At 35.2% G+C, this 19641-nt stretch carries 24 protein-coding genes; 7 read left to right on the top strand and 17 right to left on the bottom strand.

Going from position 1 to position 19641, the window contains the following annotated elements:
* Positions 1 to 3: 3 nt before the first annotated feature.
* From pgl to O5633_RS00965, 3 genes are read left to right on the top strand one after another with little or no spacing between them, the layout of a single operon-like run.
* Entirely contained in the window at positions 4 to 720 is a 717-nt protein-coding gene (gene pgl / locus O5633_RS00955; RefSeq protein WP_269610143.1) for a 6-phosphogluconolactonase, read from the top strand.
* A gap of 34 nt (positions 721 to 754) precedes the next feature.
* Positions 755 to 1330, top strand: a complete 576-nt coding sequence (locus O5633_RS00960; protein ID WP_269610145.1) for a CIA30 family protein — start codon at positions 755 to 757, stop codon at positions 1328 to 1330.
* Positions 1317 to 1712 carry a coat protein gene (locus O5633_RS00965; RefSeq protein WP_269610146.1) on the top strand — a complete coding sequence of 132 codons (396 nt, stop codon included), beginning with the start codon at positions 1317 to 1319 and terminating at the stop codon, positions 1710 to 1712. The genes O5633_RS00960 and O5633_RS00965 overlap by 14 nt, the downstream gene beginning before the upstream one ends.
* 1 nt (position 1713) lies before the next feature.
* Here the strand turns inward: O5633_RS00965 and ilvD are convergent, their stop codons facing one another.
* The 3 genes from ilvD to O5633_RS00980 are packed head-to-tail and all read right to left on the bottom strand — an operon-like array spanning position 1714 to position 4358.
* On the bottom strand, positions 1714 to 3384 hold the full coding sequence (ilvD, locus tag O5633_RS00970; RefSeq protein ID WP_269610147.1) for a dihydroxy-acid dehydratase: 1671 nt from the start codon (positions 3382 to 3384) through the stop codon (positions 1714 to 1716).
* Positions 3385 to 3416: 32 nt separating this feature from the next.
* Positions 3417 to 3716 carry a hypothetical protein gene (locus O5633_RS00975; protein ID WP_269610149.1) on the bottom strand — a complete coding sequence of 100 codons (300 nt, stop codon included), beginning with the start codon at positions 3714 to 3716 and terminating at the stop codon, positions 3417 to 3419.
* A 24-nt stretch (positions 3717 to 3740) separates the two neighbouring features.
* Positions 3741 to 4358: a uracil phosphoribosyltransferase gene (locus O5633_RS00980; protein ID WP_269610150.1), complete on the bottom strand. Its 618-nt coding sequence runs from the start codon at positions 4356 to 4358 to the stop codon at positions 3741 to 3743.
* A 71-nt stretch (positions 4359 to 4429) separates the two neighbouring features.
* Here O5633_RS00980 and O5633_RS00985 point away from each other — a divergent pair, with 71 nt between their 5' ends.
* From O5633_RS00985 to purQ, 4 genes are all read left to right on the top strand, one after another.
* On the top strand, positions 4430 to 4942 hold the full coding sequence (locus O5633_RS00985; RefSeq protein ID WP_269610151.1) for a pentapeptide repeat-containing protein: 513 nt from the start codon (positions 4430 to 4432) through the stop codon (positions 4940 to 4942).
* Between the two features lie 14 nt (positions 4943 to 4956).
* Complete coding sequence (cobW, locus tag O5633_RS00990) at positions 4957 to 6018, top strand: cobalamin biosynthesis protein CobW (protein WP_269610152.1); 1062 nt, start codon at positions 4957 to 4959, stop codon at positions 6016 to 6018.
* 409 nt (positions 6019 to 6427) lie between these two features.
* Positions 6428 to 6700 (top strand): phosphoribosylformylglycinamidine synthase subunit PurS, encoded by a 273-nt coding sequence (purS, locus tag O5633_RS00995; protein ID WP_269610153.1) that lies wholly within the window; start codon positions 6428 to 6430, stop codon positions 6698 to 6700.
* 4 nt (positions 6701 to 6704) lie between these two features.
* Positions 6705 to 7358, top strand: a complete 654-nt coding sequence (gene purQ, locus O5633_RS01000; protein WP_269610154.1) for a phosphoribosylformylglycinamidine synthase subunit PurQ — start codon at positions 6705 to 6707, stop codon at positions 7356 to 7358.
* A 72-nt stretch (positions 7359 to 7430) separates the two neighbouring features.
* On the opposite strand, the gene O5633_RS01005 is transcribed toward purQ, so the two are convergent.
* The 14 genes from O5633_RS01005 to O5633_RS01065 all read right to left on the bottom strand — a co-directional run bounded on the left by O5633_RS01005 (position 7431) and on the right by O5633_RS01065 (position 19591).
* Positions 7431 to 8498 carry a class I fructose-bisphosphate aldolase gene (locus O5633_RS01005; protein ID WP_011823524.1) on the bottom strand — a complete coding sequence of 356 codons (1068 nt, stop codon included), beginning with the start codon at positions 8496 to 8498 and terminating at the stop codon, positions 7431 to 7433.
* A gap of 98 nt (positions 8499 to 8596) precedes the next feature.
* Positions 8597 to 9697, bottom strand: a complete 1101-nt coding sequence (locus tag O5633_RS01010) for a Gfo/Idh/MocA family protein (protein WP_269610156.1) — start codon at positions 9695 to 9697, stop codon at positions 8597 to 8599.
* Positions 9698 to 9718: 21 nt separating this feature from the next.
* On the bottom strand, positions 9719 to 10123 hold the full coding sequence (locus O5633_RS01015; RefSeq protein WP_269610158.1) for a hypothetical protein: 405 nt from the start codon (positions 10121 to 10123) through the stop codon (positions 9719 to 9721).
* Positions 10116 to 11000 (bottom strand): acetyl-CoA carboxylase, carboxyltransferase subunit beta, encoded by an 885-nt coding sequence (gene accD / locus O5633_RS01020; protein ID WP_269610159.1) that lies wholly within the window; start codon positions 10998 to 11000, stop codon positions 10116 to 10118. The genes O5633_RS01015 and accD overlap by 8 nt, the downstream gene beginning before the upstream one ends.
* Before the next feature lie 60 nt (positions 11001 to 11060).
* Positions 11061 to 11540 carry a prepilin peptidase gene (locus tag O5633_RS01025; RefSeq protein WP_332299680.1) on the bottom strand — a complete coding sequence of 160 codons (480 nt, stop codon included), beginning with the start codon at positions 11538 to 11540 and terminating at the stop codon, positions 11061 to 11063.
* 58 nt (positions 11541 to 11598) lie between these two features.
* Complete coding sequence (locus O5633_RS01030) at positions 11599 to 12501, bottom strand: phosphoribulokinase (RefSeq protein WP_269610162.1); 903 nt, start codon at positions 12499 to 12501, stop codon at positions 11599 to 11601.
* A gap of 87 nt (positions 12502 to 12588) precedes the next feature.
* Positions 12589 to 13668, bottom strand: coding sequence for a 3-isopropylmalate dehydrogenase (gene leuB / locus O5633_RS01035; protein ID WP_269610163.1), 1080 nt, complete (start codon positions 13666 to 13668; stop codon positions 12589 to 12591).
* A gap of 26 nt (positions 13669 to 13694) precedes the next feature.
* Positions 13695 to 14747, bottom strand: a complete 1053-nt coding sequence (gene lpxD / locus O5633_RS01040) for a UDP-3-O-(3-hydroxymyristoyl)glucosamine N-acyltransferase (protein WP_269610164.1) — start codon at positions 14745 to 14747, stop codon at positions 13695 to 13697.
* A 45-nt stretch (positions 14748 to 14792) separates the two neighbouring features.
* Positions 14793 to 15875: a glutamate 5-kinase gene (gene proB, locus O5633_RS01045; RefSeq protein WP_269610165.1), complete on the bottom strand. Its 1083-nt coding sequence runs from the start codon at positions 15873 to 15875 to the stop codon at positions 14793 to 14795.
* The gene (locus O5633_RS11670) at positions 15872 to 16393 is read right to left on the bottom strand and encodes a YqeG family HAD IIIA-type phosphatase (RefSeq protein WP_420063630.1); all 522 of its coding nucleotides are present in this window, start codon (positions 16391 to 16393) and stop codon (positions 15872 to 15874) included. The genes proB and O5633_RS11670 overlap by 4 nt, the downstream gene beginning before the upstream one ends.
* Positions 16381 to 16917, bottom strand: a complete 537-nt coding sequence (locus tag O5633_RS01050; RefSeq protein WP_269610166.1) for a DUF3727 domain-containing protein — start codon at positions 16915 to 16917, stop codon at positions 16381 to 16383. Before O5633_RS01050 ends, O5633_RS11670 begins: the two co-directional genes overlap by 13 nt.
* A gap of 63 nt (positions 16918 to 16980) precedes the next feature.
* Positions 16981 to 17415 (bottom strand): Holliday junction resolvase RuvX, encoded by a 435-nt coding sequence (ruvX, locus tag O5633_RS01055; protein WP_269610168.1) that lies wholly within the window; start codon positions 17413 to 17415, stop codon positions 16981 to 16983.
* The gene (locus O5633_RS01060) at positions 17412 to 18449 is read right to left on the bottom strand and encodes a hypothetical protein (protein WP_269610169.1); all 1038 of its coding nucleotides are present in this window, start codon (positions 18447 to 18449) and stop codon (positions 17412 to 17414) included. Before O5633_RS01060 ends, ruvX begins: the two co-directional genes overlap by 4 nt.
* 38 nt (positions 18450 to 18487) lie before the next feature.
* Complete coding sequence (locus O5633_RS01065; protein ID WP_269610170.1) at positions 18488 to 19591, bottom strand: hypothetical protein; 1104 nt, start codon at positions 19589 to 19591, stop codon at positions 18488 to 18490.
* Positions 19592 to 19641: the final 50 nt, after the last annotated feature.

Consider the following 19641-nt stretch of genomic DNA (forward strand, 5'->3'; position numbering starts at 1 on the left):
CTAATGACTAAATATCAAATTCAAGTTTCAGAAGACAAAAACTCTCTCGCTCAAGCTGCCTCTGATTTGATTGCTCAGATTGTTGAGTCAACTTTAAAAATTAAAAATAAAGCAAAAATTGCCCTTTGCGGTGGTTCGACTCCTAAGGCTGCTTATTCTTTATTGGGAAAAAAAAATATTGATTGGATGAACGTCGATTTGTTCCTTGGAGATGAAAGATGGGTTGAAAATGAATCTCAAGATAGTAATTGCTTTCTATTGAATAATTCATTATTTAAAGAAGGCAACCCTTCTCTAGAGGCATCATTTTTTAGTGTTTCAACCGTTCAATTAGCATCGCCAGAGGATAGTGCTAAAGATTATGAAAAAATTTTGAAAGATAATATGGATGGGGATCCACCAAAATTTGATTTTATTTTATTGGGCTTGGGAGATGATGGGCATACAGCATCCCTCTTTCCTGGTTCGGATGCATTATTTGAAAGAGATAGCCTAATAACTGTTGGAGAAGGTAAAGGTCATAAAAGAATTACCTTTACCAGTAAATTACTTAGTTCAGCAGACAATGTGGTCTTCCTAATCAGTGGATCTTCTAAACAAATGGCTCTTAAACGTCTACTTGATCAATCAGAATCATGGGAGCGAACACCCGCAAAATTAGTTTCACCAAATTCTGAAATTATTGTCTTAGCTGATAAAGATGCTTACCCATCTACCTAGTTAGATTATTGTATAAGTAGAGCATACTTCTTAATTGATTCCTGATTCACCACCGACTGAAATTTCAATAACTCCTCTCATACAGGGTTCAGAATTTTCAGATTGGAAATCTCTGAATGACACAATTATGGGCGGATCAAGTCTTGCAAAGTGTCGTTCTTCAGAGAAAGGCTTATTTCTTGAGGGTAACTTGGTAGAAGAAGGCGGTGGCTTTGTTAGTTGCCGCTCTCCAATTTTTGATAAGCCTTTTAATCTTTCCAAATATTCCGGATTAATTCTTGACGTTGAAGGAGAAGGGAGAACATTGAAATTTGCGATTGCTTGTGAAAAGAAACCTTTATCACTATCAAATCTTCTAAAAGGGGATATTCGTTGGGTTGCTTCAATACCCACAATGAAAAATGGAGTTAGTAGAATAAAAATACCTTTCAAAGATTTGGAACCGGCTCGTCGAGCAAAGCCTGTTCGACTACCTTTAAGTTTTGATCCCACATGTATCAATAGATTTCAAGTACTCCATTCAAAATTTGGTCAGCCAGGCAAAATGAACTCAGGATTTTTTGCTGGTCCTATCAATGTCTTAATTAAGTCAATTAGTGCATACTCCTGATTCGAAAGATAGCTTGATAGCTGAAGTTGCTAAAGCAGCTGACCTTTGTATGAAGCCATATGTTCATTCTGTTTTTTTAGAAAATCAATTAGATGATGATAATGATCTTGATGACTTGATTTTTAAAATTCAATCTAGAAATATAGACGGCGAAAGAGAAGAATTTATGGATATTGAACTTGAAGTGTATAAAAGTGGGAATGATGTAAATATGACTATATCTTGGAAATCATTAATTGATAGGCCGATATTATGGCAAGGGAAGCATGCTGTTTGGATGGATAGCTCTTCTGGTGTTCAATGCGAAACGCCTTCATATGGAAAACTTTTTGAGTCCCTTGCAAGAAGACTCAGGACAGTTTTTAAGGCTTCGTTAAACTGAACTATATTTGATCGGTTGTAGCTCCTTGGCTTGATGAACTTACTAGTCTGGAATACTTTCCAAGAATGCCTGTCTTATATCTAGGCTTTGGCTTCTTCCAATTCTCTCTCCTTCTAGCTAGTTCTCGGTCTTCAACATTTAACTGAATTAACAATTTATTAGCGTCAACAGTAATACTGTCTCCTTCCTCTACCAACCCAATTGTTCCTCCAACGGCTGCTTCTGGAGCAACATGGCCGACCACTAATCCATATGATCCCCCACTAAATCGGCCGTCTGTAATTAGTGCAACTTTCTCTCCTAATCCTTGACCTACAATTGCTGAGGTTGGAGAGAGCATTTCTCTCATTCCTGGTCCTCCTACAGGGCCTTCATATCTAACGACTACTACATCTCCAGCTTTGACTCTATTGTCTAGAATTGCAGCTAAGCATTCTTCTTCACTCTCAAAAACCCTTGCAGGCCCTGTTAAAATAGGAGTTTTGACCCCACTGATTTTTGCGACACTTCCTTCACTAGCTAAATTTCCTTTGAGAATAGCTAGATGTCCTTTCTTGTAAATAGGATTTGATATTTCTCTGATAACATCTTGATTTTCTTTGGGCTTTGAGGGGATATCTCTAAGAACTTCTTTAATTGTTTTACCTTCAATAGTTTTGCATTCTCCATGAAGCATTCCTGCATCGAGGAGTAATTTCATTACTTGAGGAATCCCCCCAGCTTGATGTAAGTCTACAGTTACGTATTTACCGCTTGGCTTGAGGTCGCAAATTACTGGAACAGTTTGTCTTATACGTTCAAAGTCATCGATTGTTAAATCAACTCCTGCAGTCCTCGCTATTGCAAGTAGGTGAAGGACAGAATTTGTTGAGCCACCAACAGCCATGATGACACTGATCGCATTCTCAAAGGCTTTTTTTGTGAGTAAATCTAATGGTCTGATGTCGTTCTTAACTGCATTGACAAGCACCTGAGCACTTTTGGCAGCGCTCTCTGCTTTCTCATCGTCTACAGCTGCCATTGTTGAACTAAATGGCAAACTAAAACCCATCGTTTCAATTGCCGCAGACATGGTGTTTGCAGTGAACATCCCACCACAACTACCAGGACCAGGGATAGCATTTTTTTCTACTGCTATTAAACGTTTTTCGTCGATTTTCCCACTTGTTAATTGACCGACAGCTTCAAAAGAACTAACTACGGTTAGGTCGCAACCGTCTAATTTCCCAGGCTTAATTGTTCCTCCGTAAACAAAGATTGAAGGTATATTCATTCTTGCCATTGATAACATTGCGCCGGGCATATTTTTGTCGCATCCACCTATTGCTAATACACCATCCATGCTTTGAGCATTGCAAGCTGTTTCAATTGCGTCAGCAATAACTTCTCTTGAAACTAATGAATATTTCATCCCTTCTGTTCCCATAGAGATGCCGTCACTAACAGTTATGGTCCCGAATGTTTGAGGCATTGCACCAGCCTCTTTTAAAGCGGCCTCTGCTCTATTAGCCAGATCCATTAATCCCATATTGCATGGGGTTATTGTGCTGTGACCATTAGCGATTCCAATAATTGGCTTATTAAAGTCATTATCATCAAAGCCAACAGCTCTAAGCATTGCTCTGTTCGGTGACCGTTGAATACCCTGTGTTATCGCATTTGATCTAAGCATTTGATTTCTATTTAATTGTTTAAAAATTAGAATTAATTAGAAGACCCCAGGTCTTCTAATTGTTTCCGTACGTCTGCGATTGCCGAATTAAGCTGTTCAACACGTTGCTCAAGGTGCTCGTTGCTTTGATTCCCTACAGTATTTGATTCTAATTCAGTTGCCTCAGAGCCATCTTGAATCCTTGGTGCATAAAGCATTGCCTTTTGCTTTCTGGTTTCTTGCCTTTTCTCGGCTTCAGAAAGTAACCACCAAGCTAAACCTGCAGCTCCAAGTACGGCACCACTAATTAATGATGCCAAACTTCCTGAATTTGAATCTCGGTATTGGCTCATAGCTTTGAATAACTTCTTTAAATGCTAGTCCGATGAGGTGACTCTGGTTTTGATACGTAATGATGGATCACCAATTCCTGGTGATAGTTCACTTTCTGATATTAATTCAGGATCTATACAAGCACAATAAATATTCAAATCTTGAATATTTTCACCGATTTCTTTAAGTCCTTGATTAGCGGCTAATGCTGTAATCACTCTTATCCTTCTTGCATCAATTTTTTTATTTTTAAGATGATTTAAATCTTTTAAAAGTTGTTTACCGGTTGTTATTTGATCTATGTAAAAAATAATTCCTGCATTTTCCTCAATTTCTTTAGGTAGCCCGCCAATACACAAATTTGAATTAGGAATTAAATTTCTAGCACCCCTAAAGAGCTCAAGCCCTGCAGGCAAATAAGGAATTGCCAAAATAGGAATATTTGGATCAATAATTGAACACTCAATTTTTCCTGCTGAAGCAGTGATCTGCTCTTTTTTACTTGGGATCCAATCTCTCAGAGCTTCATAAGTTAGCCAGGTACCAAGTTGTTCTAGGCCTGTTGCATAGAGGATTTCTGGGGTAGTAGGGTTCCTTAAAATAGTTAACCAATGTGATATGAGTGGGTGCGGAGGAACTATTACTCTTAAGCTCATTGACATGATTCATTCTTGGCCCTATTTGCCATAACGTGAATAATTAAATTACCTGTTAAAAGTCCTTTTAAGCTCCAATGAACAAAAAAACTTCTTTCATCTCTGATTTTAAAGCAATTGTTTTTGCTGTATTACTTATTTTTGTTTTGATCTTTCCTGCTCAAAGTGTTTTCGCTAGAACGCCTGCTGAGATTCGCAATCAAGAAGAACTAAATATTTCCCAGGATATGTCTAGCCAGGATTTAAGTGGAAATGATTTCGTAAAACTAGATCTGAAGGGCATAAATTTCAGTGAATCAAACCTGACAGGAGCAGTGTTTAATAATAGTAAATTGAATGGAGCAGATTTGCATGGTGCGCAGCTGAATGACGCTTTGGCATATGCAACTGATTTCGAAGGAGCTGATTTAAGGGATGTCGACTTCAATGGTGCATTATTGATGGAAAGTACCTTCACAGACGCTCTTATTGAAGGAGCTGACTTTACAGATGCGGTAATAAGTCGAATACAACAAAAAGAACTATGTTCTATGGCTTCTGGAATAAATTCAAAGACCGAGGAGGATACAAGCTATAGTCTTGGTTGCTGACTTGTTGAACAAAGATGAGTGATAGTCGTCTACCAGTTACTGTGGTTACTGGGTTTTTGGGTTCTGGCAAAACAACACTCTTGAGACATCTTTTAAGTGAAGCTCATCAACGTCTAGCTGTAGTCGTTAATGAATTTGGAACAGTAGGCTTAGATGGAGACCTTCTTAAAACCTGTGGCTTTTGCCCTGATGATGAAGTAGATGAAAGAATAGTTGAATTGAATAATGGCTGTTTATGTTGCACTGTTCAAGAGGACTTCTTACCTGCAATGGAAGCCTTGCTCTTTAGATCAAATCAGCTTGATGGAATCATTATTGAAACCAGTGGTCTTGCTTTGCCAAAGCCTTTACTGCAAGCTCTCAATTGGCCTGCAATAAGAAGTAAGGTTTTCATTAATGGTGTCGTAACTTTGGTTGATGGATATGCTCTCTCAAACGGAAGTCCAGTGGGTGATTTAAAAAGTATTAATGAACAAATAATAAATGATAATAGTATTGATCATTTAACTCCAATAAATGATCTTTTTAGAGATCAATTGATTTCTGCTGATCTCGTTTTGATTAGTAGGTCTGATTTGCTTTCTGCAAAAAGTTTTTCATTGGCTAGGGATGAGGTGAAAAAACAAGGGAATTCCATTACTAATATTCTGCCAATATCTAATGGAAAAATTGAACCTTCAGTAATTCTCGGCCTTTGCAAAGAACAAAACAATATTTCTCGATCAGATCAAAATGACCATGACCATGACCATGACCATGACCATGACCATGACCATGACCATGACCATGTTGATGTAATAAGTGAGCATTTAAGATTTGAATTCCCAATTGATAAAGATTTATTGAAAGAAATACTTTTAAAACTTGTTCCGGAATATAAAATTCTTCGTATAAAAGGGAGATGCTGGATAGAGGGTAAGGCTTTGCCTCTTCAGATCCAAATGGTTGGATCTAGATTTAATTCATGGTTTGAGAGCGCGAATGATGATTCTTGGAAACCTTCTAAGGCTGGGATTGATTTAGTATCTTTGAGTCTGAAAGGCGGAGTTGAAAAAGCTTTTGAATCTTCCTTTTAATTAATCGGTTCAAATTATTATATTTATATTAAAAATAGGTTGTATTTTTATTTTTATCCGCGATTCTTTGTGTGTTAGGAGATAATTCTCTTATACCAATTTTCTAATAGTTTCTAACCGGACTTTTTGTTGTGAGTCAAGCAGTTTCCACTACCGAGAAAAATGAAGTTCAGAGTGTTGCCAATGCTTTGAACCTGAAGACCTGCAATAAATGTGGCGGTAATGGTTATATGAAATCTAGCCCAAATTGTTATCACACTTGTCTGACATGCCTAGGTAAAGGATTAATAAGTGAACAATAAGAAAGTATCAATTAGAAATTTATCAAATATTATCTACAATAACTTTGTAACCTTCTTTCTTGGATTAACTAAGGGAAGGGAGTAGGAAATTCCATTGATTTTTAAAAGTGTCTTTATTTAAAGCAAGAGTTTTTGTTCATTTAAGACCTTCTGTTTTGGATCCGGCGGGAGAGGCTACTAGGTCAGCTACTAAGAGATTAGGAATAGATGGAGTTACTCAACTAAGAATTGGTAAATCTATTGAACTTGAGATCGAAGCGGCAAATAAGGATGAAGCCCGATCGAAGATTGAGTTAATGAGTGATCGATTGCTCGCAAACCCTGTTATTGAGGACTGGTCTTTGGAATTTAAGGACGAACAGAAAACTCCCATAAACTAAATAAATGAATATCGGAATTATTGTTTTTCCTGGATCGAATTGCGACAGGGACGTCAGGTGGGCTACTGAAGGATGCCTGGGAATTCCTACAAGTTTTCTATGGCATGAAACTACTGATTTAAATGGTTATGACGCAATTGTCATTCCAGGGGGGTTTAGTTATGGAGATTATTTACGTTGTGGAGCAATAGCAAGATTCGCACCTGTTTTAAATTCTTTAATCTCTTTTGTTGATAAAGGTGGAAAAGTTATTGGTATTTGTAATGGGTTTCAAATACTAACTGAACTTGGTCTCTTGCACGGAGCTTTGACAAGAAATAAGAATCTAAATTTTATTTGTGATAGAGCAAATTTATCTATTGAAAGTACAAAATCATCTTGGATGAAAAATTATAAAAAACATGATTCTATTTCACTACCTATCGCTCATGGAGAAGGGAGATATCAATGTAGCAATGACGTCTTGAAAAAATTGCAGGATGATGATTCGATTGCTCTAAGATACGCTCATAACCCAAATGGATCAATCAATGATATTGCTGGAATTACAAATAAAAAAGGAAATGTTTTGGGGATGATGCCACATCCTGAAAGAGCTTGTGATGATGCTTTAGGTAATATTGATGGCAAGTCAATTCTTAGTACACTTCTTTCTTGAATTTATAAATCAAGGCATTAAAAAAGCTGCTATCAAAAGGAGAGATAGCAGCTTTTTGTTAGCTTTTTTAGCTTAGTACTTGTATCCAGCTACAAATAATTGTTCATCAGAAGAAGGCTGAGAACCAGCAACATACAATCCTTTTGATGCCTCAGAGTTTGCTTGAGCTCTAGCTATGAGTGCTTTTTGTCCATCAGACGTGTTCGAGCCTTTCCATGCTTTTAGACATGAATGTTGTAAAGCACGACCATATGAGAATGAAACATTCCACTTAGCCTTTCTGTCGATCTTATTCATCAGATTTAAATAAACTGATGCAGCTTCCTCGCTCAAGCCACCTGAAAGGAAAGTAATACCAGGGACACTTGCAGGTACACAGCGTTCCATTGTACGGATTGTCATTTCAGCTACTTGCTGAGGATCAGCTTTCGTTGAGCTGTCAGCACCTTGAACCGTCATTGATGGCTTTAGAAGAGTTCCCTCTAAAAGTACTCCGTTTACCTGGCAAGCTAAGTAAACTTCTTTAATTACTTCTTCTTGAACTGCTGCTGTCTTTTCAATTGAATGAGAACCATCCATTAAGATTTCAGGTTCAATAATTGGAACCAAGCCAGATTCTTGTACTGATCTAGCGTATCTTGCTAAACCCCAAGCATTTTCTCTAATAGAAAGTTTAGAAGGACAACCATCGTCTGTTATTTGAAGCACTGCTCTCCATTTAGCAAATCTTGCACCTTGCTCGTAATAATCAGCAGCTCTTTCAACAAGACCGTCTAAACCTGAACAAAAAGTTTCTACATCGTGTCCACCAGCTAATGGTCTTAGACCTTTATCAACCTTGATTCCTGGAATTATTCCTAGCTTCTCAAGCTTTTTAACCATTGGCTCACCATCTGGATGGTTCTGGAAAAGAGTTTCTTCAAAAAGAATCGCTCCGCTTATAAAGTTTCCAAGACCTTCTGTGGTGAAAAGCATACCTCTATATGCTTTTCTGTTGTCCTCAGTGTTCTCAACACCTATTGAAGCAAGCCTTTTACCTACTGTTTTAGTTGATTCATCAACAGCAAGAATCCCTTTGCCTGGCTGGGCTATGGCACTTGCTGTTTTCTTTAGTTCTTCTGCGTAGTACGAGAGTGCCATTTATGCAACAAAAATTTCCTTAAGATTATTCCATATCAAAGGCCCTTTTTGTGGCTTATTACACCTAAAAAAAATTTTTTTTTATTTAGTGTATATCTCTAATTGATTTCAAGCTTCATTCCAATCGAGTTTGATTCTTTAATCTTGTCACAAACAATTTGGCTTGCTAATCCCTCAGCCAAGCCTGGAATAACTGGTGTACCGTCTTTTATGCTTTGAACCCACCAGTTTTGTATTCTTGCTACTGGGGCAATTCGTCCATCTGTCCAAATTTTTGAAAAAGAAAGATCTGAATCTGGTTGAATACTTTTAAGAACTTCTTCCTTAGTTGAGAACCACAGCCCAAATCCGTGCACATAATCGTTCTGATTGTCACTGCTAAGAATAAGAGTTCCATTGCTTCCATAAATTTCTAGACTAAAACCCCTGCTTTGTTTTGTTACGGCAGAGAGATTTACTTGGACTGGAATCAAATTGTTACTAATGCTTTTAATTTGTAGTTGAGAAATGCTTACATCTTCACTTGTCACTTTTTTAGTGGTTTTTGATTGGGTACAATATCTTTGTTTGATTGAAGTCGAATTTATTGCGCTTAATGAATGAGTTGGGCCAATGAGCCAATGAATCATGTCAAAAGCATGGGTACCTAACGCGCCCAATACCCCTCCACCAGAATCTTCGTCTGAATACCAATTCCATGGTCTATCTGGATTAGCTCTGCTGCTCATTAGCCAATCTAGTTTCACAAAATAAGGTTCATCTAGTTTCTTCTCGTTAATTATTCGCTTTGCTTGCATGAACAGAGGAACCGCTCGATATTCGTAATCGACAGCTATTTTTAAATTTCTTTTTAGGGCATTTCTTTGCAGTTCTTTTACTTCTTCAGAGTTTAAGCAAGTTGGCTTTTCTAGTAAAAGATGTTTTCCTCCTTTAATTGCCTCTAGTGCAAGCTCGTATCTGGGTGCTGGCGGAGTAGCTATGATTATTCCATCTACTTTGGAATCATTTACTAAATCCTCCCAGGTCTCGTAGGCACGAAGATTGTGCTTATTGCAGACTTCTTTAAGCCTTTCTGGCCGAGGATGCCACAATCCCACAAGCTCAATATTCTTATTAGATAATGATGCAGGGATATGAACACTTTCACCGAAACCTAGTCCTGCAATTGCTATGCGGATCGGATGATCTGTATTGATCATTCTTTTAAATAATTGATGAGCTTAAACATTTTCGCAGCTATCTGAAATTACATCATCTAATAGTTTATCCCCATTAGGCTCTTCCCATTTCGCGGATAAATTCTTTTTACCATTAACTGAAATATCCTTGAATTTATTAGTCATGCAATTGATTTTCATTATATAAATATTCTCTTCAATTTTCCTTGATTCATTAGTATCGATTTTCAAGTATTTTGTGGTTACTTCTATTATTCCTTTCCCTTTAATATCTATACTATCTATATCTAAATATTGAATTCCGGCTTGAGTTTTACTAACTTCAACCCAATTAATATTGGCTGCATATAATAAATTTGTCCTATTGAATAAAATTATTAATAAAAGGACTAAGATGTTTAATAGATAATCAAGTTTATTTTTTATCTTTGGATTTGTTTTATGCATTAGTTTTTAACTTTAGTTCTTGTGTCTTATGTAATCGAAGTATCTTTGCCAAAGTTTCTTTAAGTTCTGTTCTAGGGACAATGGTATCTACGAAACCATGGTCTTGAAGATATTCTGCTGTTTGGAAATTATCAGGGAGTTTTTCTCTCAATGTTTGTTCAATGACTCTTCTCCCTGCAAATCCAATAAGTGCTTTGGGCTCTGCAAGTATTAAATCTCCAAGCATGGCAAAACTAGCAGTAACTCCTCCAGTGGTGGGATGTGTAAGTAAAGGCATATAGAGCAACTGTGCGTCTCTATGTCGTTCAAGCGCCCCTGAAATTTTTGCCATTTGCATCAGGCTTAACATCCCTTCTTGCATTCGAGCACCACCCGATGCGCAAACAATTAACAATGGCAATTTTTCTTTGGTTGAGTGTTCGATAAGCCTTGTGATCTTCTCTCCTACCACAGATCCCATTGAGCCACCCATGAATCTGAAATCCATTACGGCTAATGCCATAGGAATAGAATTAACTTTGCATGTACCTGTTATTACACCATCTTTAAGACCAGTGCTAGCTTGACTTTCTCTGAGCCTATCTGCGTAAGCTCGTCGATCTTTAAAACCTAGTGGGTCAACTGGAGTTAAATGATTATTTATTGATTTGAATGTATTTGGATCAGTAATTAGTCTTATTCTCTCTTTACTATCTATTCGATTGTGATGCCCACAATTATTACAAACACTGCAATTATCTATTAAATCTTTTCTATAAACTACTTGTCCACATTCTGGACATTTTTCCCATAGTCCATCACTTTCTTCAGATTCCTGAGTGACTTTGCCAACAAATTGGCCTTTCCTTCTATCAGCAAACCAGTCGAATAATGACACTTCTATTTTGTGATTGAATTTAATTTAATACCTTGTGACCCGTAAAAGGGATTAGAAAGTTTAAATCTTATCTATAATCCATGAACAGAATATCCCAATTGATAGAAATGGCGCAAATGGATACTGTTGAAATGGCTTGATTCGTTTAGTAATTTTTCCATGTAAACTATATATAGCTGATAATAAAAATGAAATGCATAATGATAAAAAGCTCAATTCAATACCAATCCATATTGTACTAATAGAAGAGAGTTTTATGTCACCCATACCTAATGAATTTACTCCAAAAATTTTATAACTTACATAACTTATTGAATACATTACTATAAAGATAATAATCATTGAAAAAGAATTATTTATAATTAAATCTTTAACAGCTATTTTTTCATTTGATAAGCCCTTACATATTAAGTAAACAATACCCAATATAGATAATAGTATTAATTTATTTTCAGCTATTATCATTGTATTTATATCTTCAATACAGATAGAAAATAACATGTATAAAAGTATAAAAGTAAAGGATATGATAATCACCATTATTTATTAACTTTATTTATTAAAAATAGATATTATTAGCTTGAATTGATTGACTTTGTTATCCTGCTGCTTTTTTCTCTTCTATCATCTTATGAATAATAGGTGTAAGAATAAGTTCCATTGCAAACCCCATTTTTCCACCGTTGACAACAATACTTGTCGGACTTGACATAAATGAATCGTGTATCATTCCTAATAAATATTGGAAGTCAATTCCCCATTTTTCTCTTGAACCTTTTCTGAAATGAATAATTACAAAGCTTTCGTCAGGTGTTGGAATATTCCTGCAAATAAATGGGTTTGACGTATCAATTGTCGGTACTCTCTGGAAATTAATATCTGTTCGGCTAAATTGAGGACATATGTGATTGATATAATCAGGCATTCTTCTCAAAATTGTATCGACGATTGTTTCGGCTGAATATCCTCGTTCTGCGTTATCTCGATGTATTTTTTGAATCCATTCGAGATTGGTAATTGGTACTACACCAACAAGTAAATCAGCGAATGAAGCCACATCATAATCTTTTCCTACTACTCCACCGTGTAGTCCTTCATAAAACAAAAGGTCGGTTCCTGTTGGAATATCTTCCCAGGGAGTGAATTGACCTGGATCTAATTTTGTTCCTAAACGTGTGTTATGTTCCTCTGCTTCTTCTGGGCTATGTAAATAATATCTTTTTTGACCTCCACCAGTTTTTCCATATTGACTAAACAGGTCTTCTAATTTGTCGAATAAATTTGCCTCTGGCCCAAAATGAGAAAAATTTTCACCTCTTGAAAGTGCCTCAGACATTGCCTTTTTCATCGGCATTCTCTCAAAACGGTGATAACTATCTCCTTCAACAACTGCAGGGATAATCTTTTCACGAGCAAATATATGCTCAAATGCTCTTTTAACGGTGCTTGTTCCTGCTCCGGATGAACCAGTTACAGCTACTACTGGGTGAAGCTTTGACATCGACGCTTATGTATTGACTTTCATTTTTACAGGTCGACTGACCCTCAAAGGGAAACTATTCAAAGAGTTTTTTAATTTGTGAACTAATTATTTTAATTTTTCTGCCAATAGTTCACCCATTTGAGAGCAACCAACCTGTTTAGTTGTCTGATTGCTCATTAAGTCAGAAGTTCTATAACCCTCAGTTAGGATATCGTTAATTGCATTTTCTAAAAAAGTTGCTGCTTGTTTTTCATTAAAGGCAATTTTTAACATCATTGCAGCAGATAAAAGCATTGCTATTGGATTAGCTATATCTTTTCCTGCTATGTCAGGAGCTGAACCATGAACAGGTTCAAAGACACCTGGCCCATTAGTGGTTAATGAAGCAGAAGGAAGCATGCCAATTGAGCCTGTAAGCATGGCGGCAATGTCGCTAAGAATATCTCCAAATAAATTACCTGTAAGAATCACATCAAATTGGCTTGGATTTCTAACAAGTTGCATTGCTGCGTTATCTACATATTGATGCGTAAGTTCTATATCTTTGTATTTGCTAGAAACCAATATTGTCTCCTCTCTCCATAGTTGACTTACATCTAAAACATTAGCCTTGTCGACTGAGCAAACTTTTTGATTTCTTTGTTTGGCTAATTTAAAAGCAATTTCTGCTATTCGTTTAACTTCCTCGGTGGTGTATGTCATCGTATTAAATGCCCTTTCTCCCCTTTCTGTTTTTATCCTCCCTTTAGGTTCTCCAAAGTAAATACCGCTAGTAAGTTCTCTAACTACTACTAAATCAACTTCTTTAACAAAGTCTTCTTTTAAGCTACTTGCGTTTGTTAAGGATGGAATTATTTTTACTGGCCTTATATTTGCGAAAAGATCCAAAGAAGATCTGAGATTGAGTAGACCTGTTTCAGGTCTTTTCTCTCTAGGTAGTTCGTCATACTTTGGGTCTCCTATTGCCGCTAACAAAACACCATCAGAGTTCTTACATTCTTGAAGAGTTCTATCTGGTAAGGGGATACCATCTGAATCTATAGCTGATCCGCCAAAAGGCATTTCTTTAAATTTGATTTCAAAGCCAAATTTCTTTGAGATGAGGTCAAGGATTTTATGAGTGACGTTTGTTATCTCTGGACCAATTCCATCTCCTGGCAATAATGTTATTTTGTAAGACTTCATTTGTTGTTATTAATTAAGGGAAAAACTTACCTGGAGTTTCTGCGATCTAATTGACGAATGGCTTTTGCTATCTCAGGTAGTTTTTTGAAATTAGCAGAGCATCTCAACCATAGTTTATTGGGAATAGCAGGGAAGCCGCTAACTACCTTTCCTGCCTCAATATTTGTTACGATTCCTGTTTTGGAACTGGCTATCACTCTATCGCCAATTTTGACTCTATTACTTACACCAACTTGTCCAGCAAGAATAACTCCATCTCCAATCTGTGCTCCGCCAGCAATACCAACTTGAGCAGCCATAGCACAACCTTTACCGGTAGTTACTCCGTGACCAATTTGAACTAGGTTATCAATTTTTGTATCTTCACCAATTATTGTCTCTCCGACTGAAGGCCTGTCAATGGTAGATCCACTACCTACTTCTACTTTGTTTTTTAATATAACTATTCCAACTTGAGGCATTTTCTTCCATCCATGTGATGTGGGCACGAATCCAAAACCTTCACCACCAATAACGGCATTAGCATTAATTACACATTCGTCCCCAAGTGTAGATCCAGAATGAATAACACTATTTGCGTGAAGTATATTTTTGGCACCAATACATACATTTTTATAGACAACAACGCCTGCATGAACAATAGTTCCAGCCCCAATTTCTGTATTATCTCCAATATATGCATTGGCTCCAATTGAAACGCCAGGACTAATTTTTACATTCTTTCCAATAACCGCACTTTTATGTATACCTTCAATTTCTATATTAGAAGGATAAAGAAACTCCAATGTTTCAGCAAAAGCAATCTTGGGCTCTTTAAGTAGTATCCAATCAACTGAAATCTTCTTTGCCATTTCAACAATATAATTATCATTTGCTGGCAATAATAGAGCAGATGCTTTTGAAATTTTGATGAGATTCCTAAGATCTAATGGACTATTATTGTCAAGAAAACTTATCTCATTTTCCTTGGCTTTGTCTAAAGAAGCTGCAGTTAAAATAACTGGATTGTTTTTTATCTTAAAGTCAACTACGCCAGATTGACCTTGCTTCAGATTTTCGACAATTTCATTGAATTGCATAATTTGATTTGATTGGGAAAGTGAAAATTACTATTTTTATCTGAGTTATTCACTTGTTAGAACCAGAACATCTCTGTGAATAACTAGGGGAGATCCTGTTGTGTCGGATCTTGAATTAATTCCTATCTTTATAGCATCACTACTCATAGAGCAAATTCCTTTAGCAATTTCTTCTCCATCAGTATTCATAACTTTTACAGGTTGATTAGCAATAAAACTCCCACTCACTTTTTTCACGCCAACTAACAAAAGGGAAGCGCCTTTATTTTTGATAGCTTCACTAGCACCATCATCTAACTGTATTTCTCCAACTGGTTTAATTGCATGTGCTAACCAACTTTTTCTATTCCCGATAGGGTTTGGATGTGGGTGGAAAACAGTTCCTATTTTTTTTCCATCAAGTAATTCGCCTAATGTTTTAGGAGATCTGCCATCTGCTAATTGCACTTTTATTCCGCTTTCAGTAGCTATCTTTGCAGCAGTTAATTTGGTTTTTATTCCTCCAGTCCCCCAGGAAGTTTGCTCATTTGCTAGTTCTAAATTATTTAATTCCTTTGAATTATTGATATCTCTGATTGGCTTGGCTTTGCTGTCGGTTTTTGGATTAGAAGAGTACAGATGGTCAATATCAGTTAACAATATTAATTGATCAGCAGATATTGCTGTTGCAACTAATGCAGATAAAGTATCATTATCGCCATATTTTAGCTCTTCATTTGAGGTTATATCATTTTCATTTACTATTGGTATAACATCCCATTCAATTAATCTTTTTAATGTCTGCGAAGCAGATTTATAACTATTTCTTGAGCCCAATTCTGACCTAGTTAATAATATTTGTGCAACTTTATATCCAAAACTGCTCATGGCCTTTTCATACAAAGCCATTAAATGAAGTTGGCCTATTGCAGCAGAAGCTTGAAGAGAGATTATTTCTTTAGGCCTTGTTTTGAAGCTCATTTTATGACATCCAAGTCCTACAGCACCACTAGATACCAGTATAACTTTATCGCCATTTCTTTGAGCTGTTGATATGTATGAACAATAATTATTAATGATATCAAAGGTTGTATATTTATCGTTTCCTCTTAAAAGGCTTGTACCAATCTTGATTACCCAGGTTGTCATAATAAGTCTCCAGTTATAATTTTTGCTAGGTATCTTTCTATGGATTGAAAATTATTTTTTTCAATTTTGTTTCCATAATAATCTACTGAATCTACCAATATTGTATACATTCCTAATCTATTGCCTACAAGAATATCTGTAAAAACTCTATCTCCAACGATTGCTACTTCATTTGATGAATATGGAATTTTATCTAGGATCTTCTTTAACTTTTTTTTACTTGGTTTACTACCAGAGTATGTAAATGCTAAATCTAATTCATCAGCAATTAATTTTATTCTATTTTTAGATGGATTGTTGCTAAATAAGTAAGTATAAAAGTATTTTTTTGAATTTTCAATCCAATCTTTAATATCAGTTGATAATACTGGCTTGTTCCCAGAGATTAATGTTCCATCTACATCAAGTATTAATGCTTTAATATTTTTCGATAATAAATCATCTATCGAAATCTTTGAGATTTTATCGTTTACCTTCCAATGTGGAATAAGTAATTCTTTTATGTTTATTCTGATAATCCTCTTTCCTCAAGCTCAGCTTCAATTCCTGATTGTATCTTGTCAAATTCTTCACCTTCAACAAGCTTTACTTCACCATCCTCTAGCTTTCCAACTATGAAGAAAGGGTCAAGTGGAATGTATAGACCATATTCATTATTATCAACTCTAAAATTGACGAGAAGTTCGTAAGTCTCTGACTCGTCATCAATATCTTCTTCTTCAATTTCTTCTGGCTCGGGCTCATCTAATTCACCTGAGACTGTAAGGGTGATAGCTGAGCGGACAAGTCTAAGATCATGTTCTTGAAGGACAACATCAGCTACTTCAAGTATTGGCTCATTCTTTTTAATCGTTTCTATTAGCTTAGGATCTTGATCATCAATTAATTGAAAAAGAGATACTGGAGTATCTACAGGTGTTAAAAGGGCATATTCATTACCTTCCAGAGGTACTACTTGTTCAAGAAAACATAGGAGATCTGAGCCTTGAGAATCTTTAACTAAAAGTGTAGGTACTTCGTCGTTTTTATTTGTTGATGGCATAGTTAGTTTTTATTAGTCAGTATCTGTTTTTATTTGATTATGTTTTTATATCATATTCAAAATTTAATTTGAGTCATCCAGATCAGGTCCCTCAATAAGCCATTGTTGTAAAAGTATAGCGGCAGATGCACTATCTATTTTTCCGGTTTTGTCATTTTTTAAAGAGAATTTTTCTTTGGCCTCGATGGTTGAACAATGTTCATTGATAAAAGCCAATGGAAGTTTTAAACATTTCGCTAATTTAATTCCATATTTTTTACATCTAATAGATTGATTAGTCTCCTTGCCGTGCATATCAAGAGGATTGCCAACAATGAGGCCTTCAACTTTACGTTCAAAACATATTTTCCCGAACTCTTTTAGATCTTGTTCAAAGCTATTTCTAAAAATTGCAGGAAGATGAGTTATCGATATTCCAAGTGGATCACAACCTGCTATACCAATCCTTTTATCTCCAATATCAAGACTTAAAACTGAACAGGGTTTTGGCTGTATCATTTGTTTTTTTCCATTTGAATAGTAGAAGGTAATTCCGGTTGTTGTTGTAAATTTCCTACAAGATTAGTTAATAGTTCGGTTTCGATCGATTTTAATTTATATCTATTTTGTCTTTTCCAAACACTTCTTCCTAGAAGAACTCTCTCTTCTGTTATTTCCCAATTATTTATATTCAAAATCTCATTCAATTTGTTGTCTTCACTTGTTGTTTCTATGTAATACTTCTTTTGACTAGCTTTCATATTATTAATTCTTTGAGGAATAGATTTATTTAGTCTTTCATCCCATGCTAATCCTCTTATTAGTTCTACTGAATAATTATATTGGGGGCAAACAGATGGTATTAACCCTGCAATAATATTATTCTCTTTTGATTTAATAACACCAGTTAATGTATTTCTTTTTTCATAAATATCATGCCACTGCCTATCAAAAATTGATCTAAAGTTAATTGACTCCCTTGCTTGTTCAAGTCTCCATATTTGTTGGCTATTATCTTCATTTAGTTTTTCCCAGTTAAAATTATCTTTATATTCTTTCTTTCTATATTTAATCCCCTCTTTCCTATTCCAATACTTTATTATTCTTAGCGGTTGAAAACCAGATTGCCTTATTACTGATAAGTTTTGATTGTCATTTGTGTTTATGGAAATTAAAAAACTTTGAGTATTAATATTGCTTTCATAAAGAACTTTTCTTAATAAACTCTGCAATAAGTTATAACGACTAAAGGATATTGATTCACCTATAAAGTATGGCTCTGAGATTGACCAACAAGTACCTCTCCGATTAATTGGAGTAGCTAAAATATATGCAATTATATTATCTCTTTCTACTGCTACTAAACATGTTGAATTCCTAGTAGGAATTAAATTAGTAAAACTAGACTCTAATGATGAAAACCATTTTTTGCATAATAGAATTTGAAATATTCCAAGATATTTAGAATTACTGTTAGCTCTAAGCAGGGATAAATGCTTGAGCTTGAGTGGCTCAATTATTAAATCTGAAGGTAGTGCTTCATGATTTTTCATTTAATTATTTTATTATATTTTTTACTTTCATGTGACTTCTAACTTAGTTCATTTGATCTGATGAGTACTAATGGTGTTTGTTGGTTAGCATTACCTGCTGGATTTGATGTTAAAGCTCTTTTTATTATTTCAGTATTATTATCATTATTTGTTGAAAGAATTTTAACTCTTCCTAGATCATTTACATCTACAACAGCAACATTAATATTTAAGGTTTTTGCGGCTTTAATACAAAAAGTTTGAGTATTTTTAGGTCCTAAAACTATACTTTTATCATAGGGTGGCGTTGTACCAGTAATGTCGTCAATTAATCTTGCTTGTTCTCCAGCTAAACGATAAAATATACCTCTGATACCAAAAAATTTAAATATTCCCCCAATTAACCATGAAATTATTACTCGTGTTGGACCAGAAATATTTATTAGTGTTTGCATCCCGGAAGCAGTGGCTAAACTACTAGTTGGATGAAATCCTTTGCAAATTAACCTAGAAATAAGATTTGAATTAACGTTTCTATAATCTATATATCTTCCTTGCATTATTGCCAAGGGAGACTCTCCAATTGTAAGAATATCTGTAGGTAAGCAATTCTCTGGCATGTAGGATTTTAATATCCCAATAGGATCATCTAAACTACCAAGAATATGAGTTTTAATTGGATCTATTGAATTAGTATTAGAAGAATTTATTTCCGATATATCTATAAAGTTAGGCAATACAAAACCATCGAACCTTTTGAAGGTACCGAATGGTCCGTAATTGCTCCATTCTATATCTAGCCAAAGACATTTAATCTTATCTATTGCTGTATTTGTAATCTCATACTCAATTTCAATTTCGACAAATGTCGATTTGTTCGCCTTTAAGATATATGCAGACCAATAGTCATTTTTTTGTTCTTCTGCATCTGGATGAAGTGGTGTGATTTTTGTATTAATCTTTATTATCTCGTTTGTAGATATACCAATTAACTGAGGATTAACATTAAAAGAAGGAATCATAACTTCCATTCTCTTCTTCAGATTTTTAATTTCAACCAAAGTAATATATTTATGATTAGAATCTTGTATGACTTTTTTAAATTCTTTGGGTTTAAGAACTAATGGCCAATCTTGTCTGAAAGAATGATTTATTTCAATCATAAAAAATATGATTATTATGAGAAAAAGAGAATCTAATAACATTTTTTAAA

Origin of the sequence: Prochlorococcus marinus str. MIT 1013, assembly GCF_027359395.1 — a bacterium.
GTDB lineage: Bacteria > Cyanobacteriota > Cyanobacteriia > PCC-6307 > Cyanobiaceae > Prochlorococcus_B > Prochlorococcus_B marinus_E.